General features: G+C 39.2%; 21 protein-coding genes and 1 pseudogene. 10 read left to right on the top strand and 12 right to left on the bottom strand.

Features of this window, described 5'->3' with window-relative positions; translation table 11 throughout:
* Together AC2JBO_RS30515 and AC2JBO_RS30510 are read right to left on the bottom strand one after the other, a co-directional pair.
* Positions 1-897 (bottom strand): M16 family metallopeptidase (locus tag AC2JBO_RS30515; RefSeq protein ID WP_496957385.1); only part of this gene is annotated, 897 nt, incomplete at its 3' end.
* 70 nt (positions 898-967) lie between these two features.
* Positions 968-2,602 carry a M16 family metallopeptidase gene (locus AC2JBO_RS30510; RefSeq protein WP_496957384.1) on the bottom strand — a complete coding sequence of 545 codons (1,635 nt, stop codon included), beginning with the start codon at positions 2,600-2,602 and terminating at the stop codon, positions 968-970.
* A 222-nt stretch (positions 2,603-2,824) separates the two neighbouring features.
* Here AC2JBO_RS30510 and AC2JBO_RS30505 point away from each other — a divergent pair, with 222 nt between their 5' ends.
* Positions 2,825-3,436 (top strand): TetR/AcrR family transcriptional regulator, encoded by a 612-nt coding sequence (locus AC2JBO_RS30505; RefSeq protein ID WP_496957383.1) that lies wholly within the window; start codon positions 2,825-2,827, stop codon positions 3,434-3,436.
* 93 nt (positions 3,437-3,529) lie between these two features.
* On the opposite strand, the gene AC2JBO_RS30500 is transcribed toward AC2JBO_RS30505, so the two are convergent.
* Positions 3,530-3,979 carry a DUF4332 domain-containing protein gene (locus tag AC2JBO_RS30500; protein WP_496957382.1) on the bottom strand — a complete coding sequence of 150 codons (450 nt, stop codon included), beginning with the start codon at positions 3,977-3,979 and terminating at the stop codon, positions 3,530-3,532.
* 176 nt (positions 3,980-4,155) lie between these two features.
* On the opposite strand from AC2JBO_RS30500, the gene AC2JBO_RS30495 reads away from it, so the two are divergent.
* The 3 genes from AC2JBO_RS30495 to AC2JBO_RS30485 all read left to right on the top strand — a co-directional run bounded on the left by AC2JBO_RS30495 (position 4,156) and on the right by AC2JBO_RS30485 (position 7,199).
* On the top strand, positions 4,156-5,478 hold the full coding sequence (locus AC2JBO_RS30495) for an aromatic ring-hydroxylating dioxygenase subunit alpha (RefSeq protein ID WP_496957381.1): 1,323 nt from the start codon (positions 4,156-4,158) through the stop codon (positions 5,476-5,478).
* A gap of 68 nt (positions 5,479-5,546) precedes the next feature.
* Positions 5,547-5,804 (top strand): hypothetical protein, encoded by a 258-nt coding sequence (locus AC2JBO_RS30490; RefSeq protein ID WP_496957380.1) that lies wholly within the window; start codon positions 5,547-5,549, stop codon positions 5,802-5,804.
* Between the two features lie 33 nt (positions 5,805-5,837).
* Positions 5,838-7,199 (top strand): aminopeptidase P family protein, encoded by a 1,362-nt coding sequence (locus tag AC2JBO_RS30485; RefSeq protein WP_496957379.1) that lies wholly within the window; start codon positions 5,838-5,840, stop codon positions 7,197-7,199.
* 399 nt (positions 7,200-7,598) lie between these two features.
* On the opposite strand, the gene AC2JBO_RS30480 is transcribed toward AC2JBO_RS30485, so the two are convergent.
* Positions 7,599-8,573, bottom strand: a complete 975-nt coding sequence (locus tag AC2JBO_RS30480) for a pentapeptide repeat-containing protein (protein WP_496957378.1) — start codon at positions 8,571-8,573, stop codon at positions 7,599-7,601.
* A gap of 321 nt (positions 8,574-8,894) precedes the next feature.
* On the opposite strand from AC2JBO_RS30480, the gene ffh reads away from it, so the two are divergent.
* The 5 genes from ffh to AC2JBO_RS30455 all read left to right on the top strand — a co-directional run bounded on the left by ffh (position 8,895) and on the right by AC2JBO_RS30455 (position 12,603).
* The gene (ffh, locus tag AC2JBO_RS30475) at positions 8,895-10,361 is read left to right on the top strand and encodes a signal recognition particle protein (protein WP_496957377.1); all 1,467 of its coding nucleotides are present in this window, start codon (positions 8,895-8,897) and stop codon (positions 10,359-10,361) included.
* A 94-nt stretch (positions 10,362-10,455) separates the two neighbouring features.
* Positions 10,456-10,716 (top strand): 30S ribosomal protein S16, encoded by a 261-nt coding sequence (gene rpsP, locus AC2JBO_RS30470; RefSeq protein WP_496957376.1) that lies wholly within the window; start codon positions 10,456-10,458, stop codon positions 10,714-10,716.
* Complete coding sequence (locus AC2JBO_RS30465; RefSeq protein WP_496957375.1) at positions 10,697-11,125, top strand: KH domain-containing protein; 429 nt, start codon at positions 10,697-10,699, stop codon at positions 11,123-11,125. The genes rpsP and AC2JBO_RS30465 overlap by 20 nt, the downstream gene beginning before the upstream one ends.
* Before the next feature lie 115 nt (positions 11,126-11,240).
* The gene (gene rpsU, locus AC2JBO_RS30460; protein ID WP_496957374.1) at positions 11,241-11,426 is read left to right on the top strand and encodes a 30S ribosomal protein S21; all 186 of its coding nucleotides are present in this window, start codon (positions 11,241-11,243) and stop codon (positions 11,424-11,426) included.
* Positions 11,427-11,649: 223 nt separating this feature from the next.
* Positions 11,650-12,603, top strand: a complete 954-nt coding sequence (locus tag AC2JBO_RS30455; protein WP_496957373.1) for a PhoH family protein — start codon at positions 11,650-11,652, stop codon at positions 12,601-12,603.
* A gap of 55 nt (positions 12,604-12,658) precedes the next feature.
* Here the strand turns inward: AC2JBO_RS30455 and AC2JBO_RS30450 are convergent, their stop codons facing one another.
* The gene (locus tag AC2JBO_RS30450; RefSeq protein WP_496957372.1) at positions 12,659-14,257 is read right to left on the bottom strand and encodes a serine/threonine protein kinase; all 1,599 of its coding nucleotides are present in this window, start codon (positions 14,255-14,257) and stop codon (positions 12,659-12,661) included.
* 18 nt (positions 14,258-14,275) lie between these two features.
* Positions 14,276-15,769 carry a serine/threonine protein kinase gene (locus tag AC2JBO_RS30445; protein ID WP_496957371.1) on the bottom strand — a complete coding sequence of 498 codons (1,494 nt, stop codon included), beginning with the start codon at positions 15,767-15,769 and terminating at the stop codon, positions 14,276-14,278.
* A gap of 139 nt (positions 15,770-15,908) precedes the next feature.
* On the opposite strand from AC2JBO_RS30445, the gene AC2JBO_RS30440 reads away from it, so the two are divergent.
* Positions 15,909-16,313 (top strand): ChuX/HutX family heme-like substrate-binding protein, encoded by a 405-nt coding sequence (locus AC2JBO_RS30440; protein WP_496957370.1) that lies wholly within the window; start codon positions 15,909-15,911, stop codon positions 16,311-16,313.
* 46 nt (positions 16,314-16,359) lie between these two features.
* Here AC2JBO_RS30440 and AC2JBO_RS30435 read toward each other — a convergent pair whose 3' ends face one another.
* From AC2JBO_RS30435 to AC2JBO_RS30410, 6 genes and pseudogenes are all read right to left on the bottom strand, one after another.
* Positions 16,360-16,821, bottom strand: a complete 462-nt coding sequence (locus AC2JBO_RS30435; protein WP_496957369.1) for a hydrocarbon-binding protein — start codon at positions 16,819-16,821, stop codon at positions 16,360-16,362.
* Between the two features lie 56 nt (positions 16,822-16,877).
* Positions 16,878-17,252, bottom strand: a pseudogene (locus AC2JBO_RS30430) (roadblock/LC7 domain-containing protein); the annotation flags it as partial.
* A 39-nt stretch (positions 17,253-17,291) separates the two neighbouring features.
* The gene (locus tag AC2JBO_RS30425) at positions 17,292-17,792 is read right to left on the bottom strand and encodes a GTP-binding protein (protein ID WP_496957368.1); all 501 of its coding nucleotides are present in this window, start codon (positions 17,790-17,792) and stop codon (positions 17,292-17,294) included.
* Positions 17,793-18,094: 302 nt separating this feature from the next.
* Positions 18,095-18,652, bottom strand: coding sequence for a protoglobin domain-containing protein (locus tag AC2JBO_RS30420; RefSeq protein ID WP_496957367.1), 558 nt, complete (start codon positions 18,650-18,652; stop codon positions 18,095-18,097).
* Positions 18,653-18,822: 170 nt separating this feature from the next.
* Positions 18,823-19,416 carry a roadblock/LC7 domain-containing protein gene (locus tag AC2JBO_RS30415; RefSeq protein ID WP_496957366.1) on the bottom strand — a complete coding sequence of 198 codons (594 nt, stop codon included), beginning with the start codon at positions 19,414-19,416 and terminating at the stop codon, positions 18,823-18,825.
* Positions 19,417-19,591: 175 nt separating this feature from the next.
* Positions 19,592-20,131 (bottom strand): GTP-binding protein, encoded by a 540-nt coding sequence (locus tag AC2JBO_RS30410; protein ID WP_496957365.1) that lies wholly within the window; start codon positions 20,129-20,131, stop codon positions 19,592-19,594.
* Positions 20,132-20,226: the final 95 nt, after the last annotated feature.

The following is a 20,226-nucleotide window of genomic DNA, read 5'->3' as shown; positions in this document are numbered from 1 at the left end:
ACCTAAATGCCCAATCAAAACATTACTTTGTGTTAACTGCGGTTGGTTAACAAAGTACACACCACCGCCACTTGCTTGATTAACTTGAGGTAATTGAGGTTTAATAGGTGTTGAGCTAGGTTTCCAATCGCCAAATTTAGCTTGGATAAGCGATTTCATTTTTTGCGTATCGAAGTCCCCAGCTATTCCCAAAATCAGATTATTGGGATAAAAGTAAGAGTTATAAAACTTGACTAAATCATCACGATTAATATTAGATAGCGTTGTAAACTCAGTAATACGCGCGTAAGGACTAGTTTTGCCGTAAACTAACTTCTTAAATTCGCGTTGGGCAATTCCATCTGGACTATCATTACGACGAGAAATACTACCGCTTTCTTGAGTCTTCGCTAGCTCTAACTTCTCAGTCGCAAAAGCAGGAGTTCTTAATACCTCAGCATACAACCCAAACACAGACTCCACATCTTCACTCAAACTTTGGAAACGAGCAGTACCCATGCTCTCACCAATACTCGTTTCCACCGAGGCAGCGCGCGCTTCCAAAAGTTCATTAAGCTGGTCAGGAGTATGTTCTTTAGTACCCCCAGTTCGCATCACTGTACCAACAAACTGAGCTAACCCCACTTTATCAGCAGGTTCAAACCTATCTCCCGTTCTAATTGCCGCAGTACCATTCACCAAAGGTAACTCATGGTCTTCCATCAAATAAACGACCATACCATTACTCAAAACATACCGTTCATACTTCGGTAACTTCACCTCTGGTAATGGCGGCAATTGTAAATCAGTATAATGCTTCGCCTCCCCACTAGCTGCCGCCCAAGAATAATTAAAAGTCAAAAGTAAAAAACAAAAAGTCAAAACCAACGTATAAACGAAACTCTTCTTCAACCTCATCTTCCTTTGCGTCCTTTGCTATCCTAGGGTTGAAACCCTAAGCTATACTATACAGTTCGTTTTTTTCCTACTAACTTTTTGGTAACAACTTACCAATAGTGCGGTTCTGGGGTGTAAAAGTAACTTGAGCAACACGTTGTACATCTTTAGCAGTTACAGCTTCCAACTGTCCCAGTTGCTTAAACAAATTTCGCCACGAACCAGTTTTGACTTCATATTCCAACAACTGCTGTGCCATACCCATATTAGAGTCAAGTGCTTCGATCAACTCAGCGCGCGCTTGAGTTTTCAACCGCTTCAACTCAGCTTCGGTGACAGGTTGAGTTTTCAAACGTTCAATTTCTGCTCTCAATGAAGTCGCAACCTCATCCACGGAACGACCAGGAGCAGTTAGTGCGTAAAATAACATTAAATTTGGGTATTTATCACCTGGAAAACCACTAAAACCCTGTGCAGCTAGCGCTAATCTTTTTTCTTCTACCAAAGATTTATACAGTCTGGAAGTACGACCATCACTTAACAACCTGCCAATAATGTTATACACTGCTTCATCAGGATGGGTAATAGCTGGACGATGATAACCTTCCAAATACCAAGGTTGTGAAGGTAAATTTACAGTAACTTCGCGCGTTTGAGTTTGTTGTGGTTCAACAGCAATTTGTGATTTTGGTTTGGGTCTCGACTTGTAGCGTCCAAAGTAATTTAAAGCAAATTGTTTTACCTGTGCTGGGTCAACATCACCAACCACAGCTATCGTCAAATTATTAGGCACGTAATATGTTGCGAAGAAATCTCTGATATTAGCAGGTGTTAAATTGCGAATATCTTCATCATAACCAATTACTGGGCGCCGATAAGGATGAACTTTGTACGCTGCGTCAATAAATTTCTCTATCATCAACCCGATAGGTGAATTTTCTACTCGCAAACGACGTTCTTCTAAAATGACTTGTTTTTCCTTAAAAAATTCCCGTTCGAGTACTGGTTCCAAAAACCTTTCCGACTCTAACGACATCCACAGTTCCAACTTATTTGCAGGAAAACTGTATAAATAGCGAGTTGCTTCGGTAGAGGTATTCGCATTTAAACCAACCCCACCTGCTTGTTCAACTATTTGTCCGAGTTCGTTTTGCTTAACGAGTTTAACAGCTTGTGACTCTATTTGGTTGAACTGTGTTTGTAGTTTTGCAACTTCATCCGTTTTTTTAGCAGCTTTTGCCGCGCGGATTTTTTCGTCTAACTGTTCTAATTTATCAAGTAGCGGTTTTTCAGCTTTATAGTTATTTGTACCGATACGAGTTGTGCCTTTAAATGCCAAGTGTTCCAAAAAGTGCGCGACACCAGTTTGACCATTGGGTTCATCAACACCACCCACATCAGCATACGTTAGAAACGAAACTACAGGCGCCTGGTGACGTTCCAAGACAATAAACTTCATACCATTATTGAGACGAAACTCAGTCAGGTTTTTGACCACCCTATCTAAATATGGCTGAATAGAAGCTTGTTGAGGTTGGGATGGGGCAATAGTTTTGGCAAACGCAATTTCGGGTAAAAATCCCCATGACAAAAATGTAACGGTTACAAAAATTAACAGTAACTGTTGTATTTGCTTCAATATTTGGTTTATCCTTGCGGGTATCGCGTCTATAAACCGCGCGTTCTGAAAACTCATATATAGCCAAAAGTCTTTAATTCGGTCCATAGTTGAAAGTAATTTGTACAGAACAGAAATTGGTTTTCTTTATTTTGACAAGGTATGGGCATTAAAGCACCATTACTTACCAAAAAGCAAACCCTGCTTATAGAAAAACAGATTACGTACATTTATTAAGCATTAATCTTGTATTAAGCTTTTCAGGCTTCGGCTTTTTAGCATAGACAATAATGCTACACACCCAGTTCCGAAAATATTACGATAACTGTTATGCGCGTGTTCAATTCTCCCCCACCATCTGAAGCACAAACTCGTAATCGCATTTTAGAAGCAGCGCAACGCTTGTTTGCTGCCCAAGGTTTTGACGGTACCACAACCCGCGACTTAGCACAGGCAGCAGGTGTGGCAGAGGGAACCTTATTTCGTCATTTTTCTAATAAAAAAGCTATTCTAGTCGAAGTTGCAACCCAAGGATGGGTAGAAATTCTAACTGATTTACTCACAGAGTTAAGCGAAATGGCCAGTTACAAAGCTGTCGCTCAAGTTATGAAGCGTCGAATGTGGAACATGCGTAAAAACGCTGATATGATGAGGGTTTGCTTTATGGAGGCACAATTTCACCCCGACTTGCGCGAAAGAATCCAACAAGAAGTCATTGAAAAAATGACTGGTGTTGCCGAGGCGTTTTTTCAAGAAGCAATGGATAAAGGTATCTATCGCAAGATGGATGCCAATTTAGTCGCGAAAGTGTTTTTAGGAATGTTTGCTGTAGCAGGTTTTTCAAACGAAACAATCGCATCACCAGACGCTTCACCCCAAGAAATGCAATCAATGGCAGAAGGACTTGCCGAGATATTCCTTAATGGAGTATTAGCAAAATAGAGTGCTGAGTGCTGAGTGCTGAGTTTTGGAGTTATAAGTTATGAGTTGTGAGTTATGAGTGCGAAGTTAAGATATTTACTCGTAGCACAGCACTCAGCACTCAGCACTTTGTACTCCTTGCGCTTGTTGAATCCACTGCTGTACAACATCAACAGTAGGACATAAGTCACGTCGCTGCATGGTCGCTACCTGCAACTTTAATATTTGTTGATGAAGACGATGTGTTGGTATTTGCGCTAATTGAACTACTGAAATTACACCCGCATGAAGCAATAACCCGCAGTATTGTGTTCCAACACTTGGCACGCGCGCTAAGTCTGCCAAAGCCACCCATTTATTAACATAAGTTAGATGTACCTGCAATTTATTTGCTAACTCAGTTCGTGTTTGAAGTGTTTTACCATGTTTAAATAGTTGTTTAGTACTATATATTTCACAGTTTTGTAGTTGTAATTTATCTTGTTCGCTTAAGCCAGGTAATTCTTCAACTGACCAATCGCAGGATAAGATACGGCTCATCCCGGTTTGTTTACGCACAGCCATTATAAAATCTCAAATAAACTCTCTTTTTACTATTGTGGCAATTAAATCGCAGATTGTAATTTGATAATTTTGATGATTCGGATAAAAAGAAACGATTTGATTAGAGAAGTTAATATAAATTAAAGAAACCTGGTTTCTAAATATAAACTACCTTGAAAGAATAAGCTTGAAAAGTAATGTCATCAGAATTTAACTTTTTTCAACACTGGTATCCCTTAACTCCAATCGAAGACTTAGACCCTAAGTTTCCTACTCCTGTAACTATTCTAGGTATTAGACTTGTAATTTGGAAGCCCAAATCATCTGATACATACCAAGTCTTTTTAGACCAATGTCCTCACCGTCTGGCGCCATTAAGTGAAGGTAGAATTGATGATAAAACGGGTAATTTGATGTGCAGTTACCACGGTTGGCAATTTGATCAAAAAGGCATTTGCACTAATATTCCTCAAGCAGAAAATACTGAGATAGTCAGTAAAAATAAAGACAATTTTTGTGTAGTATGTTTACCAGTTCGTCAAGCAACCGATTTACTGTGGGTGTGGCTTGATGCTAACTCTAAAGAATTAGCAGAGAAAACACCTTTACCTTTATCGCCTTATGCCGACACAAACAAAGGTTATGTGTGGAAGTCTATTGTACGCGATTTGGAATATGACTGGCAAACCTTAATCGAAAACGTTGCAGATCCAAGTCATGTACCTTTTGCACATCATGGAGTTCAGGGAAACCGCAACAAAGCTGTTCCTATACCATTAAAAATTACTACTAGTACAATAGATTTAATTGAAGCGACAATTGAAAGAGGTTTCAAAAGTACAATTACATTTGAGGCACCTTGTCGATTAGAATATACAATTTCTTTTGGTACAGGAAAACAATTAGGCTTGGTAACTTACTGTATTCCAGTTAGTCCTGGTAAGTCACGGATTGTCGCTTTATTCGTGCGTAATTTTGCCAAAACACTCCATAACCTTACACCTCGTTGGTGGGATCATATTATGGAGCGCAACCAAATTCTGGATGGTGATATGGTACTTTTACAAACTCAAGAGTATTTATTAAACCAGAATTCTCAAAGTTGGAAATATATCTACAAGATGCCAACAAGCGCTGACCGCTTAGTAATAGAATTTCGTAATTGGTTTGATAAGTATTGTCAAGGTACATTACCTTGGGAAAAAGTTGGAATCAAGCCATTGGAAAATACGAGTATTAATATTAACCGTCAAGAAGTACTTAACCGTTATACGCAACATACTCAAATTTGTAGTAGTTGCAGAGGCGCCTTGAAAAATATCCAGCGTTTACAAATTTTTCTTTTAGCGTACTTTGCTGTTTCGGTATCAATCGTTGCAGTGCTTCCAGATGCTCAAAGACAGATTTTAGGTATTGGGCTGATAATTTTAGCACTTTTGGGTTTAGTACTCTACGCAGGGTTAAAATTATGGTTGGAACCTAAATTTTATTTTGTCGATTATATTCACGCTCACAAATAAGGTCGATTATTAAAATGCAATGTACCCTAGGAAAATAAGTTTTTATTTATGAGCGTGGAGAAATTCTGATGTTGCACAAAAATGTGAAGATAACGGTTTTATTAGGGAAACTAGGAGCAGCACTCGCGTTTACAATTACTTCGACCATACTTAGCAGTTGTACTAATCCTGAAACTCAAAAACCGGAAGTACCCACACAACCACAAAAACCTCAATCATTGAATCAATCTAACAAACAGCCAAATCAAGCCAATAATGCCACTAATCAAGATAAAGACGATGATAAAGATGATGAGAAAGACAGTAGCAAAGAGGACAGAGACTGATTTATTTTTCTTATAATTTAAATAAATACCTTTATGACCTCATCTTTTATTGATACCTTACGCGGTCGGCGCCAACGTCTTGCAAGTCTAATTGATTTTCCAGCAGTACTTTGGTCAGGAAACAGCAGTCCTCGTAATTTTCCTGCTAATGTTTATCCTTTTCGTGCGAGTAGTCACTTTCTATACTTTGCTGGGTTGTCTTTACCTAATGCCACAATTCGCATTGAAGCAGGAAAACTGGTACTTTTTGTTGATGACCCAAAACCAAGCAGCGCACTTTGGCATGGTGTAACACCATCGCGCGATGAAATTGCAGTTCAAATTGGTGCAGATGCTGCATACCCAATGGCAGAATTAGCTTCGCGAGTTGAGGGTGCAGCAACAATTGCGGTTCAAGATGCAGCTACATGGACTGCTCAAACACAAATATTCGACCGGATGGTTTTACCGCAACTGCCACCGCAAGGTATCGATTTAGAATTAGCGAAAGCTGTTGTTAAACTACGCTTAACTCATGATGAAGGCGCCTTAGTCGAATTGCGTTCTGCTGCTGCCGTTAGTGTTAAGGCACATCAAGCAGGAATGGCAGCAGTAAAAAATGCGAAAACTGAAGCTGAAGTTCGGGCGGCGATGGAAGGTGTTATTATTGCCCATAACTGCCAAACTTCTTATAACAGTATCGTTACTGTGTATGGTGAAGTTTTACATAACGAAGAATATCATCACACCATTCAAGCAGGTGATTTATTGTTAGCTGACGTTGGCGCCGAAACTCGCTCGGGGTGGGCAGCTGATATCACTCGTACTTTTCCTGTGTCTGGAAAATTTTCATCAACCCAACTCGATATTTATAATCTAGTGTTAGCAGCACACGATGCTTGTATTGCTGCTATACGTCCAGGTATAGAATACGCCGATATTCACCTGTTAGCTTGTAAAACAATTGCAGAAGGGTTGGTAGATTTAGGAATTTTACAGGGTAAACCTGAAGATTTAGTCGAAAAAGATGTTCATGCATTGTTTTTCCCTCACGGTATAGGTCATTTACTTGGGTTAGATGTACATGACATGGAAGACCTGGGAGATTTAGCGGGATATGAAGAAGGTAGAGAACGAAGCGCACGGTTTGGTTTAGGATATCTCAGATTAAGTCGTCCTTTACGTCCGGGAATGTTAGTAACTATCGAACCAGGATTTTACCAAGTTCCGGCAATCTTAAATTCTGCGCGCGAACAATACCAATATTTAATCAACTGGGAACGTCTAGAACAATTCGCTGATGTCCGAGGAATCCGCATCGAAGATGATGTATTAGTTACAGATACAGGCGCCGACGTTTTAACAAAAGCATTACCAACTGCTGCACACGAAGTAGAGTACGCGAGTCATTTGTAAAATCGCACGTTGTAGAGACGCGATTAATCGCGTCTCTACATAGATATATTTTTACACTTATCTTGCTTCTAGTAGTCCGTGTCATTAATTTCGGGGCGTTGGTGCCTGACGTGATGATATGGTAGGGTGTGTGACGCTACGAAAAAATTCCACTCAATATGAAGAGACTTGTGGCATCACGCACCGACATGAGCGATGGTGCGTCAAAGCACATGATTTTTCGTTTTGTTGAAGATTGTAATAGCTTTGACGCACCCTACACCCCAAAATTTCGCGTCTCTACACCCCAGAATTAATGACATGAACCAATAGTAGTCCGTGTCATTCAATTTGGGGTGTTCTATACAACGTACATTTGTATGTGAGGCATAGCCCTACTTACTATTTAATCATTTAAAATCAACCATCCGTTGTATCCGTTGCAAAAATTGCTCCACGTTGTTTTAGATCAAGTTTCATTTCTTCTGAAATTCCTTGATTCAATCCAAACCTAGCATTTTTTATATTGGCACCTTTCAGGTTTGTACCTTCTAGGTTTGCTTGATAAAGATTAGCATTCTCTAAAGACGCATATTCTAACTGCGCGTTGGAAAAATCTGTGTTTAATAAACAAGCGTCTCTCAATTTTACATCGCTGAGTTTTGCATTCTTGAAAATAGCACCGCTCAAATTGGCTGTCCTGAGTTTGGCACTGTTCATATAGGCGCCACTAAAATCAACATTTACTAGTTGAGCATCATTCAAGTTAGTATTCCATAAATAAGCGTTATTCAGCTTGGCATTGCTGAGATTAGCACCTGCTAAGTCAGCACCGCTCAGATTTGCATTAATCAAATTAGCTGATGTTAAATTTACATTTTTTAAGTTTGCACTACTTAAATTAGCACTTTCTAAATTGGTATTGCTCAGATTTGCATTAATTAACTTGATACTACTGAGATTTGCTTTTATTAAACTGGCGCCTTTGAAATTTATTTCTTGTAAATCAGCGCCACTTAAATTTAAATTATCAAGATTAGTACCTGCAAGATTAGCACCTTTCAGATTGGCGCCGCTTAGATATATTTCACTAATATTTTCTTTGTCTAAGTCAGATATACTGATAGCTTTTAACTTTATATTAGAATTTAAATCATTATTTTCAACTAATTCTAAAGATTCTATCGATTCGGAGAATAGTTGTTTCATCTGTTTTCCCCAAAGTGGAACGGCGCCTAAGCTTAAACATACTGCAAGCGTAAATACTAGTGGTTTTTGATCAATTAGTAGTAGCAAAAATAATACAAAAGCACTAAATAAAAATATATAAGACAAAATAACTAGCCAAGCTTTTGGATTATATAAGTTGATTTTATTACGGTTTAGCACAGTCATAGGGAATGAAAGCGAAAGTATCAAAGTTAACTTTAGTTTGTTTATTAGTATAAGTGCTTAGTTTGCTAATATTTCTTATCAATGCTCAAAAAATATGAAGAATGTGTAATTTCATACAAGCATTCTGTAAAGGAATGTTGTCTTGTGCCAAAAAACATCATGTAAAATAGCAGATTGAGGTGGAAGCATTACAGTCTTGCTCGAAAACTACTAAGCTGGTAGATAGCGAGAGCTGTATCTGCCGTAGTTAGTTTAGTTAAAATTTTCAGAGGCAGAATGCGATTTTAACAAAGCCGAACCTTATCTGTAACATTCCTTAGTATGTTTGACGCACTATCAGACCGTTTAGAATCAGCCTGGAAAAAACTCCGGGGACAAGATAAAATCTCTCAATCGAATATTCAAGATGCTTTGCGGGAAGTGCGTCGCGCGCTGTTGGAAGCTGATGTTAACCTGACTGTCGTCAAAGATTTCATTAACGAAGTTGAAGCTAAAGCACAAGGTGCTGAGGTGATTTCAGGTGTCAAACCTGACCAGCAGTTTATTAAGATTGTTTACGATGAACTGTTAGCGGTGATGGGGGAAGAAAACGTTCCCTTAGCGCAAGCTTCTTCTGCTCCAACAGTAGTGCTGATGGCTGGGTTGCAAGGTACTGGTAAAACAACAGCTACAGCTAAGTTGGCTCTACATTTACGCAAAATAAATCGTACTTGTATGATGGTGGCGACTGACGTTTATCGTCCAGCCGCTATTGACCAGTTGATAACTTTGGGTAAGCAAATTGATGTGCCTGTTTTTGAGATGGGTAGCGACGCAAACCCGGTGGAGATAGCGCGCGCTGGTGTTGAGCGTGCCAAAGTTGAAGGTGTTGATACGGTTATTGTTGATACTGCTGGGCGCCTGTTTATCGACTCGGACATGATGGCAGAACTTGCGAGCATCAAGCAAGCTATTAAGCCAGACGAAGTTTTATTGGTAGTTGACGCGATGACCGGTCAAGAAGCGGCGAGTTTAACTCGTACCTTCCACGATCAAATCGGGATAACTGGCGCAATTTTAACAAAAATGGATGGTGATAGCCGTGGCGGTGCGGCTTTGTCGGTGCGGCAAATTTCTGGTCAGCCAATCAAATTTGTTGGTGTCGGTGAAAAAGTTGAAGCGCTACAGCCATTTTATCCTGACCGGATGGCTTCGCGTATTTTGGGAATGGGCGATGTATTGACGCTCGTTGAAAAAGCGCAGGAGGAAATTGACATTGCTGACGCTGAGAAAATGCAGGAAAAAATTCTCAGTGCCAAGTTTGATTTTACCGACTTCCTCAAACAGGTACGTTTGTTGAAGAATATGGGTTCGCTGGGAGGAATAATGAAAATGATTCCCGGTATGAACAAAATAAGCGATGACCAGCTCAAACAGGGTGAAGTTCAGTTGAAGCGTTGCGAAGCGATGATCAATTCGATGACTCCACAAGAACGTCGCGACCCTGATTTATTGGCTAGTTCTCCGAGTCGTCGGCGCCGTGTTGCAGGTGGTTCAGGGTATAAAGAACCTGATGTTAGTAAATTAGTCAGTGATTTCCAGCGAATGCGGTCGATGATGCAGCAAATGGGTCAAGGACGTTTTCCGGGAATGCCTGGAGGAGGAGGGATGTTTGGCGGTATGGGCGACCCATATGCAGCGGGCAACCGTCCAGCAGCTCCTGGTTGGCGTGGGTATAATAGCGGCGCCAGTGGTGGCAAAAAGAAACCGAAAAAGGATAAAAAGAAGAAAGGTTTTGGAACTCTTTAGGGAATGTAACAAAAATTGTAATACCACAAAATTCGTTACAATGCTAAAATGAGCATTTCAGTATCAATTAATTGCAAACGACACCATCTCAGCTATGATTAAACTGCGCTTGAAGCGATTCGGTAAAAAGCGAGAAGCTTCTTACCGTATCATCGCGATAAATAGTCTCTCACGTCGCGATGGATTACCTTTAGAAGAACTGGGATTCTACAACCCCAGAACCAAAGAAGTAAAACTAGATGAAGACGGAATCAAAAGACGATTGCAACAAGGCGCCCAACCCACAGATACCGTGCGTCACCTCTTAGAAAAAGCTAACGTGTTGGAAAAGGTCAGTGCAAAACCCGCATCATAACCTAACTATTAATTCAAGTCCTGACTATATAGATTTAGTCAGGTATCTCATCGAACCGTTTTTGGAGTCTCCTGAGTCTTTAAGCATCGATTGCGAGGTGTCTACTAATCGTAATCGAGCATGGATTCGAGTTGCCTTTTCAAGCGCAGATAAAGGAAAAGTATTTGGACGAGGTGGACGCAATATTCAAGCGATTCGCACTTGTCTAACGGCCGCTGCCGAATTAATTGGACAATCCGTTTACTTAGATATTTTTGGTAGCGCTGGTGGTCGTGATGAAATGTATGATTCGGAAGACAACGAAGAGCGATTTCCACTACCTCGATCAAGAGATAGACGTACTACCAACACCAGCAGTGGTACAAATGGCCAGCGTCCTTTCATTAAACCTCGCGCTCGCCAGGTTTAGTACAATTTAATTCATAGGCACCATAAACCCCTTCTTAGGGGGGTTTATAATCCATGACTCCCAAATTTGATTCGCGTTCATATGGAAGATAACTTTAAGGAGGTGAAAGTAGAAAGTGGCTGAAGTCCGTTTGGGTGAAAATGAAACAATTGATTCAGCGTTAAGACGTTTTAAGAAAAAAATTCAGTCTTCTGGAATTTTATCTGAGGTCAGGCGCCGAGAACGTTACGAAAAACCCAGTTTGCGCCGTAAGCTCAAAGCGGAAGCCGCACGTAAAAGTGGACGTTTATTGCGGAACTAGAAATATTTCTTTTAACATTTCTTTTAACCCACGTTTCACTTTTACTATCTGTTCGATTAGTTTGTTTGTATGCTTTATCTGAATCAAACTAATCAACTAGTCGAAGAAAGTGGAGGCGCACAGGTTTTGCGTCTCTGTTTTTATTTGTAGTTTACTTGTATTAATATAGATTATTCTTAGAGCTACTATTTTAGATAAATTATGGAGAGTAATTAAAATTCTTATGGCAGGTGCTTCTATTCTTCAACTGCCCAACATTGAAAGCGCACTCGCACTTGCGGGAAATTATGAAGAAAATCTTAAATTAATTGGGCGCCAAACAGGTGCAAGTATTGCGCTACGAGGACAAGAGCTATTAATTTCTGGTACACAAAACCAAGTTGAGCGCGCGTCGCAAATAGTCCATTCTCTAGAAGAGTTGTGGGGTCATGGTAAAAATGTGTACAGTACAGATATACAGGCAGCGATTCAAGCTCTTGATACACACCGTGAAAATGATTTGCACGACTTGCAGCGTGATATTGTGGCAAAAACCCGTCGTGGTGAAGATGTTCGAGCTAAAACGTTTCGCCAGCGGCAGTATATTCAAGCTTTACGTACTAATGATTTAATATTTTGTAGTGGTCCTGCTGGTACAGGTAAGACATTTTTAGCCGTGGTTGTTGCGGTACAAGCATTACTTGCCAACCAATTTGAGAAAATAATTCTAACTCGTCCAGCAGTGGAAGCTGGTGAGAAGCTTGGTTTTTTACCTGGAGATTTGCAGCAAAAAGTCAATCCTTACCTGCGTCCACTTTATGATGCGATTAACGAATTTATCGACTCTGAGAAAGTACCCGGTTTGATTGAACGGGGCATAATTGAGGTGGCGCCGCTTGCTTACATGCGAGGACGCACGCTTAACAATGCTTTTGTAATAGTCGATGAGGCTCAAAATACTACACCAGCGCAGATGAAAATGGTGTTAACGCGCTTGGGTTTCCATTCGCGCATGGTAGTTACAGGAGACATGACACAGACAGATTTATTACCAAGTCAACAGTCAGGACTAGCTGTGGCATTACACATTTTAAAAGGCGTTGAAGGAATTGCATTTAATGAATTTACACAAAAAGACGTTGTGCGTCATAGTTTAGTACAGCGGATTGTTGCTGCGTATGAAAAATACGAAAAATAAAATTGTTACATTTGTAGAGACACGATTAATCGCGTCTCTAGCGAAACGTCATTTATTATTCCCAAGTAATAGGTATATCTAAAAAATAGCTAAGTTCTTCTGCCAACCAGTAAAGTTCTGGTGTTGTAAGTTTATAATTTAGTCCATATCTTTTGTTTGCCACCCATAGATATAAGTTGGGTGGTATTTCATGTTCTACTACTTGTTTATTACCGCTATCATCAGTTCCAGATTCAACTAACTGGTAACTCTTGTTTTCAAAAGTTATTTGTGAAATGTTTTTGACCGAATCTATAAAAACTATACAATTTTCTTGGATATGCATTGTACTAGTGTAATTAAAACTTAATACTATCTTTTGTTGATTAATATTTAAGTTTAAGGCATGTACGCGCTTGATATTTTTATGGTTTAATCTAACATTTTTATCAGGAATTAAAGCTTGATAGAACTTTTTGATATCAAAGACAGTTGGAGAAGTTAAACGCAGCATGACGGCGCCAACAATCAAGAAAGGGAGTGAATAACGGATTACTTCTGGTAAAAAAAACAAAAAGCTCCATAGAATTATAACTGGTAAACCAATAAACATTACTACTGCAAACAAACAAGATATAATAGCAATTAACCATAACCAAAGACTGCGAAGCACAATAATATCAAATATTTTTCCCCAAGATTGTTGATAGTCTCTTTCCAAATTCTTAAATACTTGAGTCGAATATTTATTATTTGATTGGACAAAATAAGGAATATTAATATTAATAGATTTAGTTTTTTTTATAATATTAATATTACTTAAAGGTGGCTTTTTAATTGTTAGTTCACCAGATTCTAAAGCTGAATTCGCAGATTGTACTGAATTAAAGCGTTTGTTGAGGCTGGGATGAGTCATTAACTTTAGCCATTCTCGAAATGTAGAGCTAATGAAAGTAACTTCCTCGAATTGAATTTGTAAGTCATCTACAGGTAAGTCGGCTGGCTCAATACCTGTTACTAAATAAATAAGCGTTGCTCCTAAACTATATAAGTCAGAAGCTTTCGTTACTCTACCAGTAAATTGCTCCGGCGCCATGTAACCGTAAGTGCCTACAATCGTCATGGTTCCATCTTGTGCATTTGCAGTTTGTACTGAACCAAAGTCAACTAAATACACATCACCAACATGGTGGGCAGAGGAGTTAACTAATAAAATATTGCTTGGTTTTATATCGCGGTGAATAACGGGTGGTTGATGCGAGTGGAGGTAGTCTAATACTGAGAGTAAAGATTTTGCTAGCTGCTTGACCTCAGTCTCGTTAAATGTTCTTCCACTCGTTAGATATTCTTGAAGGGGTCGGGCATCAATATAAGTTTGTACTAAAGCAAATCCTTTTAAGCTGGGAGTATCAACGCTAAAGTATTCTATGTACTTAGGAATTGCTGGATGCGATAAAGATTTGAGAGTTTCAACTTCGCGCTCAAATAATTTTAAATCATCCCAACGAAAATTATTGTTGAATATAAGTAGTTTAATTACTACTTTAGCTTTCGTTTGTAAATCTTGCGCCAAAAAAGTTCGGCGCCCTCCCTGAACGGTTAAATTGCTTCCAAGTTGTTCTTGGATTTTGTAACGATTATTCAGTAGTTCTTGTGACAAAAAGTTACTTATCATAGTTATTGCACCAATTTTTTATTCGTTAATTAACGGTACATCTAAAAATTCACTGAGTTCTTGTGCTAACCAGTCACGTTCATCCATTGTTAAAGGTTGATATAAATAATTATTTAAATCGTAGTGAGTCGTTCCTACCCATATAATTATACTGAAAGGTTTTTTAATTATTCCAACCTTGTTTTTCAAATCAGATAGTTTGTAATTTTGTGCGCTAGCTACTAGCTTCCAAATATATTCTCTAATTATAATTTTTCGTGAGGCGCCAGTAAAAACTTGACTGCCAAACAACTCAGTAGCAATAACCAAGCATTTTCTATCTATTAATAAAGTCGTTTGCCCAAATAAATTAACAAATATACATGAAATTATGTATAAAACAAGTGATACACCAATAAATATCGTTCCATATTTGAAAATAGATACTTGAAATAAAAGTTCAATTATATTTTGAGCAAAACCACTGAAGAATAAACTCATAAAGTATAAGAAAAATGCAGTTGGAACAATGGCACTGCATATATTACCGATTACTTGGCTTATTGTCTTAGCTGGTAATCGTATCTGTAGATTATCTTTAGTTTCTCTAATTTTTATCTTACTATATGGTGGTTTTTTGAGTTTAGATAAATTAGTACTCATGTAAAATAAATTATATTCTTCTGACAAATTAGGTAAATTATCTAAAGCATGTAATGCTGCTGTAGTAGAATCAAAACGGCGGTTGACACTAGGCTGTATCATTATACTCAACCAAGTTTTTAGCTCGGTACTAATATTGGGTATTTTATCGAACTCAATACTCAAATCAGAATTAATCAAATCATCATTGATTAATTCTGAAGGGTGTTTTCTCGTTGCTAAATAAATTAGTGTCATCCCTAAACTATAAAAATCTGATGCAGGAAAAGCTCTTCCTCCAAATTGTTCAGGTGGCATATAACCATAAGTACCAACTATTGTTCTAGTACCATGTGTTTTAATTGTAGTTTGCACGGCGCCAAAATCAACCAAGTATACATCACCAACACTGTTCCCAGAAGTATTGTTCAATAAAATATTACTAGGTTTGATATCACGATGAATAACCGCTGGATGTCGTGAGTGTATATAGTGTAAAATATGTAACAGCGACTTACTTACTTGAATGATTTCATGTTCCTTAAAATTTCGCCCAGTTTCTACATGTTCTTGAAGTGATTTTGCATTAATATAAGTCTGTACAAGAGCAAACCCCTTAATCTCAGGCGTATCTAGCTCAAAATAATCGAGGTATCGGGGAATAGCTGGATGCTCAAGATGTTTGAGTGTTTCTGCCTCTCTTTCAAATAATTTTAAATCTTCCCAACGAAATTCCTCACTAAATAACAGAATTTTAATCACTACTAGCTCGTCGTTTTCGGTATCTTGAGCTTTTAGCGCGCGTCGAATTCCGTTTTCAGCTATTTGTTCAATAATAATGTAACGATTATGTAATTTTTGAGAAGCATCGCTTGTGAGTTGGTTGGACATAACTAAGCAGCGCGCGATTCAATACATATCTATTACAATTACTATAAATTAGATTTATTCATTTCGTTACATTTCTTCATTTAAATGCAAGAAACCCAGTATCTTAGATATGGTGGGTTTATATAGAGGTCGTCGGAAAATGGCTAAACCATTAAAAGAATTTTTGGAAGCTTGTGAAAACTTGGGAACTTTACGCTTAATTGTTACAAGTAGTGCCGCAGTGTTAGAAGCGCGCGGCAAAGTCGAAAAGATATTCTATGCGGAATTAGCAAAAGGTAAATATGCGAACATGCATACTGAAGGTTTTGAGTTTCACCTAAATATGGACTTGATCAAACAGGTAAAGTTTGAAACAGGTGAAGCGAAGCGCGGTAACTTTACAACCTATGCAATTAGATTTTTAGACGATAAGGAAGCGTCAGCTCTAAGTTTATTTTTGCAGTGGGGTAAACCAGGAGAATATGAACCTGGACAAGTTGAAGCATGGCAAGCGCTGCGCGAACAGTATGGAGAAATATGGGAAACGGCGCCTGTTGTACTTTAGGTGTTGTGGTCCGGGGCGGGCAAGGATGCCCACTCCACAAGATAGATTATTTGAATTGAACAAATTCAAATACATCATGAGTGCCACCGCGCAGTACTGACTCGGTGTGTTTACCTTGTAAGCGCTTGCCAAAAGTTTGTTCTAAGGCGCCCCAAACAGCACCAAGAGTATATGTACACTTGCGTTCAGAGCCTTGGGGTTCTCCTGCGGAACATAGAGTTTCGCTGGTGTAGACTTTGATAACGTCACCTTCAGAAACAATTTTCTCTATATTACATAAACATGTACCGTTTTTGCCCAAGGCATAACCAAGTTTATGAGCAATGTCATCAAACGACATCGTTGAACCAGTTAAACCAAGTTCGGTTGCAAGCTGTTTACCACGACTGCGACCTGCTGTTGTTAAAGCAATAGCGGTTGCTTTATCTCCTAAAGCATCTTCCATTCCCACAATTGCAGCCTTGAAACAAATAATACTGCTAAAATCTCCCAAAGTAGGACGCAACATGATTGGAAACTCCTGTAAAATTATTTTATTGATATTGGATATTGGATATTAAGGCTTTAACCAATTAACGGCGCGAGTTTGCTAATGATTCGCTTGATTTCCAGAAATAGGATACCTTGTTTAACTCCCGCACTTGCAAGCACAAGCAATACTGCATCGCTGCCACAGCTAACTAACACGCCGTAACCTTTCTCACCTTCAACTACGATACGTTCAACGCTTCCGCGCGAAAGTTCGCGTCCAATTCGTTCACCAAGCGATAACATTGATGCGGACATTGCAGCAGTACGTTCTTCATCCATTGGACCAGGAAGTACTGATGCGAGCGCAAGACCATCTGGACTTACTAATGCTGCACCTTGAACATCAGATGCGCCACTAACAAAGTTTTGCAGTTCGCTTTGTAGCATCGAAATATTAATCATTGTTTTGCTCCATCCAACATAAAGAAAGTGATTACGGTGTTCGTTTTACAATTGCTCTAGTAATCTTGTTAGTGCCATCTTGACTGAAGTCTTATCAGTCGCGTTGACGTTTGTTATCGGCGCCTCTCCCAAAGCCGCAGAGACATCTAACAAACTACTAGATAGTAAATCAGTATGTGTCAATCCAACTAAATATGGAATTTGCAACTGACCCTCAAGAAGTTTCACGACAGAACGCGCGTACAGCAAATCAACTTCACGAGTTGCATTCGCAAGTACAACGCAAGCTTGAGCTTTCTCAATCAAAATATCCCGCATAAATTCAAATCGAGCTTGTCCCGGCGTACCATACAGGTGCAATGAATCTTTGCCAGGTAATAATAATGTGCCAAAGTCCATCGCTACCGTAGTTTTTGGTTTGAGGTTAGCAGTCTCATCGGTAGCTCGTTTATCAGTACCCATAACATCGGTATCGCTAATTGTGCGGATGAAGGTTGTTTTTCCAGCACCTACACCACCAGTTACCACAATACGCAGGATTTTCATTTATACAAGTATAGGCAATTGGACTTTTTGCAAGTTAGATTTTTATTCCATATGATAAGTTTCAGATATTAATCAATTGCGCTGCTTTCAAAAATTGGTAAATACGTTCTGCTTGAGTAAACCGAGCGTGTCTATGATAACTAACTTTTCAGAATTTTACCCTAATAAAACTTATCTTATGTATAGATAAATATTTATATTTTTTCTGAAAAAATACTAGTGCTTCTTTATACAATTTTCATAAAATAATCCCTTCCCGCTTATGCTGACGGGAAAGGTAGTTTTGTACTAAATAGTACTATTTACATTGATTTGGCGCCAGTAGCAATTAAGCGTCTGAACAAACCTTCACTCCAACCAGTTTCTTGAAGTACAGCCGAGGAAGAAACTTCTACATAAGCTTGTTCAATAAAAGCTAAATCAATCATGCAAATACGTCCCAGCGCGTCTTTGAGTTCTTCGGCTTTCGCATCAGCTTTAAGACGTTTACCAACTTCGTGTACTACCGTTGCCATTGCAGGAACGACGTGTTGGGGTCCAATACCCAGACGGACGTGAATTAAACCAATTCTCCAACGACGGTCAGCGTATGCATTACCCCATTCATCTATACCTGTAAACATTTCTTGAAACCAGTGAATGAAGGTTTCGCGCAGACGATGAACTCGTTCTGAACCACCATCATTAAGTATGCCGCTCATTTCTGGGTCACGTCCAAGATAAGCATAAAAGTGGTCGGCCATTTCTGGAGCTAACTGTAGTCCCCACTCTGCCTCAGATTTAAGTAAAGCTTTATCAGCTTCTGTTAAGCCAACACGCTTTTCAAGAGTGGACATAAAGACATGTGGGTCTAAAGCCATGACGTAAACTCAGCTCCTATAGTCAAAATGAATGTAAGTTTAAAAGTAAAGTATTGATGCGAACTCTGATAATTCTTTATAAAGTGTTAACTAGTGTTAACTAATTAGTAGCCTTATCAACGATTACTCAAATTCAGCAATCCAGACATCGGAGTAGGGATTATTGTGGGCTACCCTAACAAAGGGGCAAGTTTAGCTACCACCCGTTTGAGTTCCAAAAATAAAATACCTTGTTTGACGGCTGCACTTGCGAGTACGAGTAATACTGCATCACTACCACAACCAATTAGCACTCCATAACCTTTTTCACCTTCAACGACGATACGTTCAACGTTTCCGCGCGCGAGTTCACGTCCAATTCGTTCGCCTAGGGACAGCATTGATGCGGACATTGCGGCAGTACGCTCCTCATCCATTCCACCGGGAAGCACCGATGCTAGGGCAAGACCGTCTGGACTTACTAATGCTGCACCTTGGACATCGGAGGCGCCTGTGACAAAGTTTTGCAGTTCTTGCTGTAGCATCGAAATGTTAATCATGTCTTTTCCTTTAGTAGAAGTTGATAATTCAACTGGTAATTCGTTAGTTGGAGGTGGTGTAACGGTTTGGGAAACAGGCGCCAATTCCTCGTATGAGGGTGTTGGTATTACTGTTTGCTCCGTCGAAATTAATTCAGCTTCTTTCAACTCAGGTACGTTTGCTGACTCAGGAGAAGTTTGCTGAAATCCACCCATGAGTAGCTTCAGGATTCTGCCTAAAGCCATAGCGGTTTATCTAGTTAGTTATTTTTTGATATTTTTCGATGTTTCTATCACGACATATACACTATCAGTATTATGCCTAACAGTGTACAAAACTCAACTTGTGTAAGGTAAAAAATACTTTAAGAAATAATAATGAATGTGATATGTTTTACATTTAGTCCGTAGATAATTACTTTTACGAATGATGTTGATAGCAATTAGTTAATAGTTCCACAAGAGTAATCAAAGCTTCTCGGACTGATGCTGGTTCAGTTGCGTTAACATTTACAATTGGTGGTCTTGAGTTGAGGATCCCTAAACTAAGGGCAATATCTTCTGCTTCCCAGGCGCCGGGACAGTCTGAATGTGTTACACCAATTAGATAAGGAATATCAGCGCGCTGTTTAAAGAAGTGAAGAATTTTGCGGTTGTAACGTAGATGTTCAGGACGGTGTGCGTCAATTAACAAAATATAAGCGTGAGCTTTTTCGATTAAAATATCCCACATGAAATCAAACCGAGCTTGTCCGGGTGTACCATATAAGTGCAGCGATTGATTGGGGTTGATTGTTAGGCGCCCAAAGTCCAAAGCGACAGTAGTGCTAGGTTTGATTTCTGCCATTTCATCAGTCGCGCGCTTATCGGTATCAACAACATCAATTTCGCTAATGGTACGAATGAAACTTGTTTTTCCTGCACCAACGCTTCCTGTTACTACAATACGTAAGATTTCCATAACAGCTTATTCACTCTACACTCATAACTTAGCACTCATCACTCATCACTCATCACTCAGCACTCAGCACTCAGCACTCATCACTCAGCACTCAG

It is taken from the genome of Calothrix sp. CBUCES-K 9914 (assembly GCF_059640475.1).
This window is presented reverse-complemented; position numbering and strand designations above follow the sequence as displayed.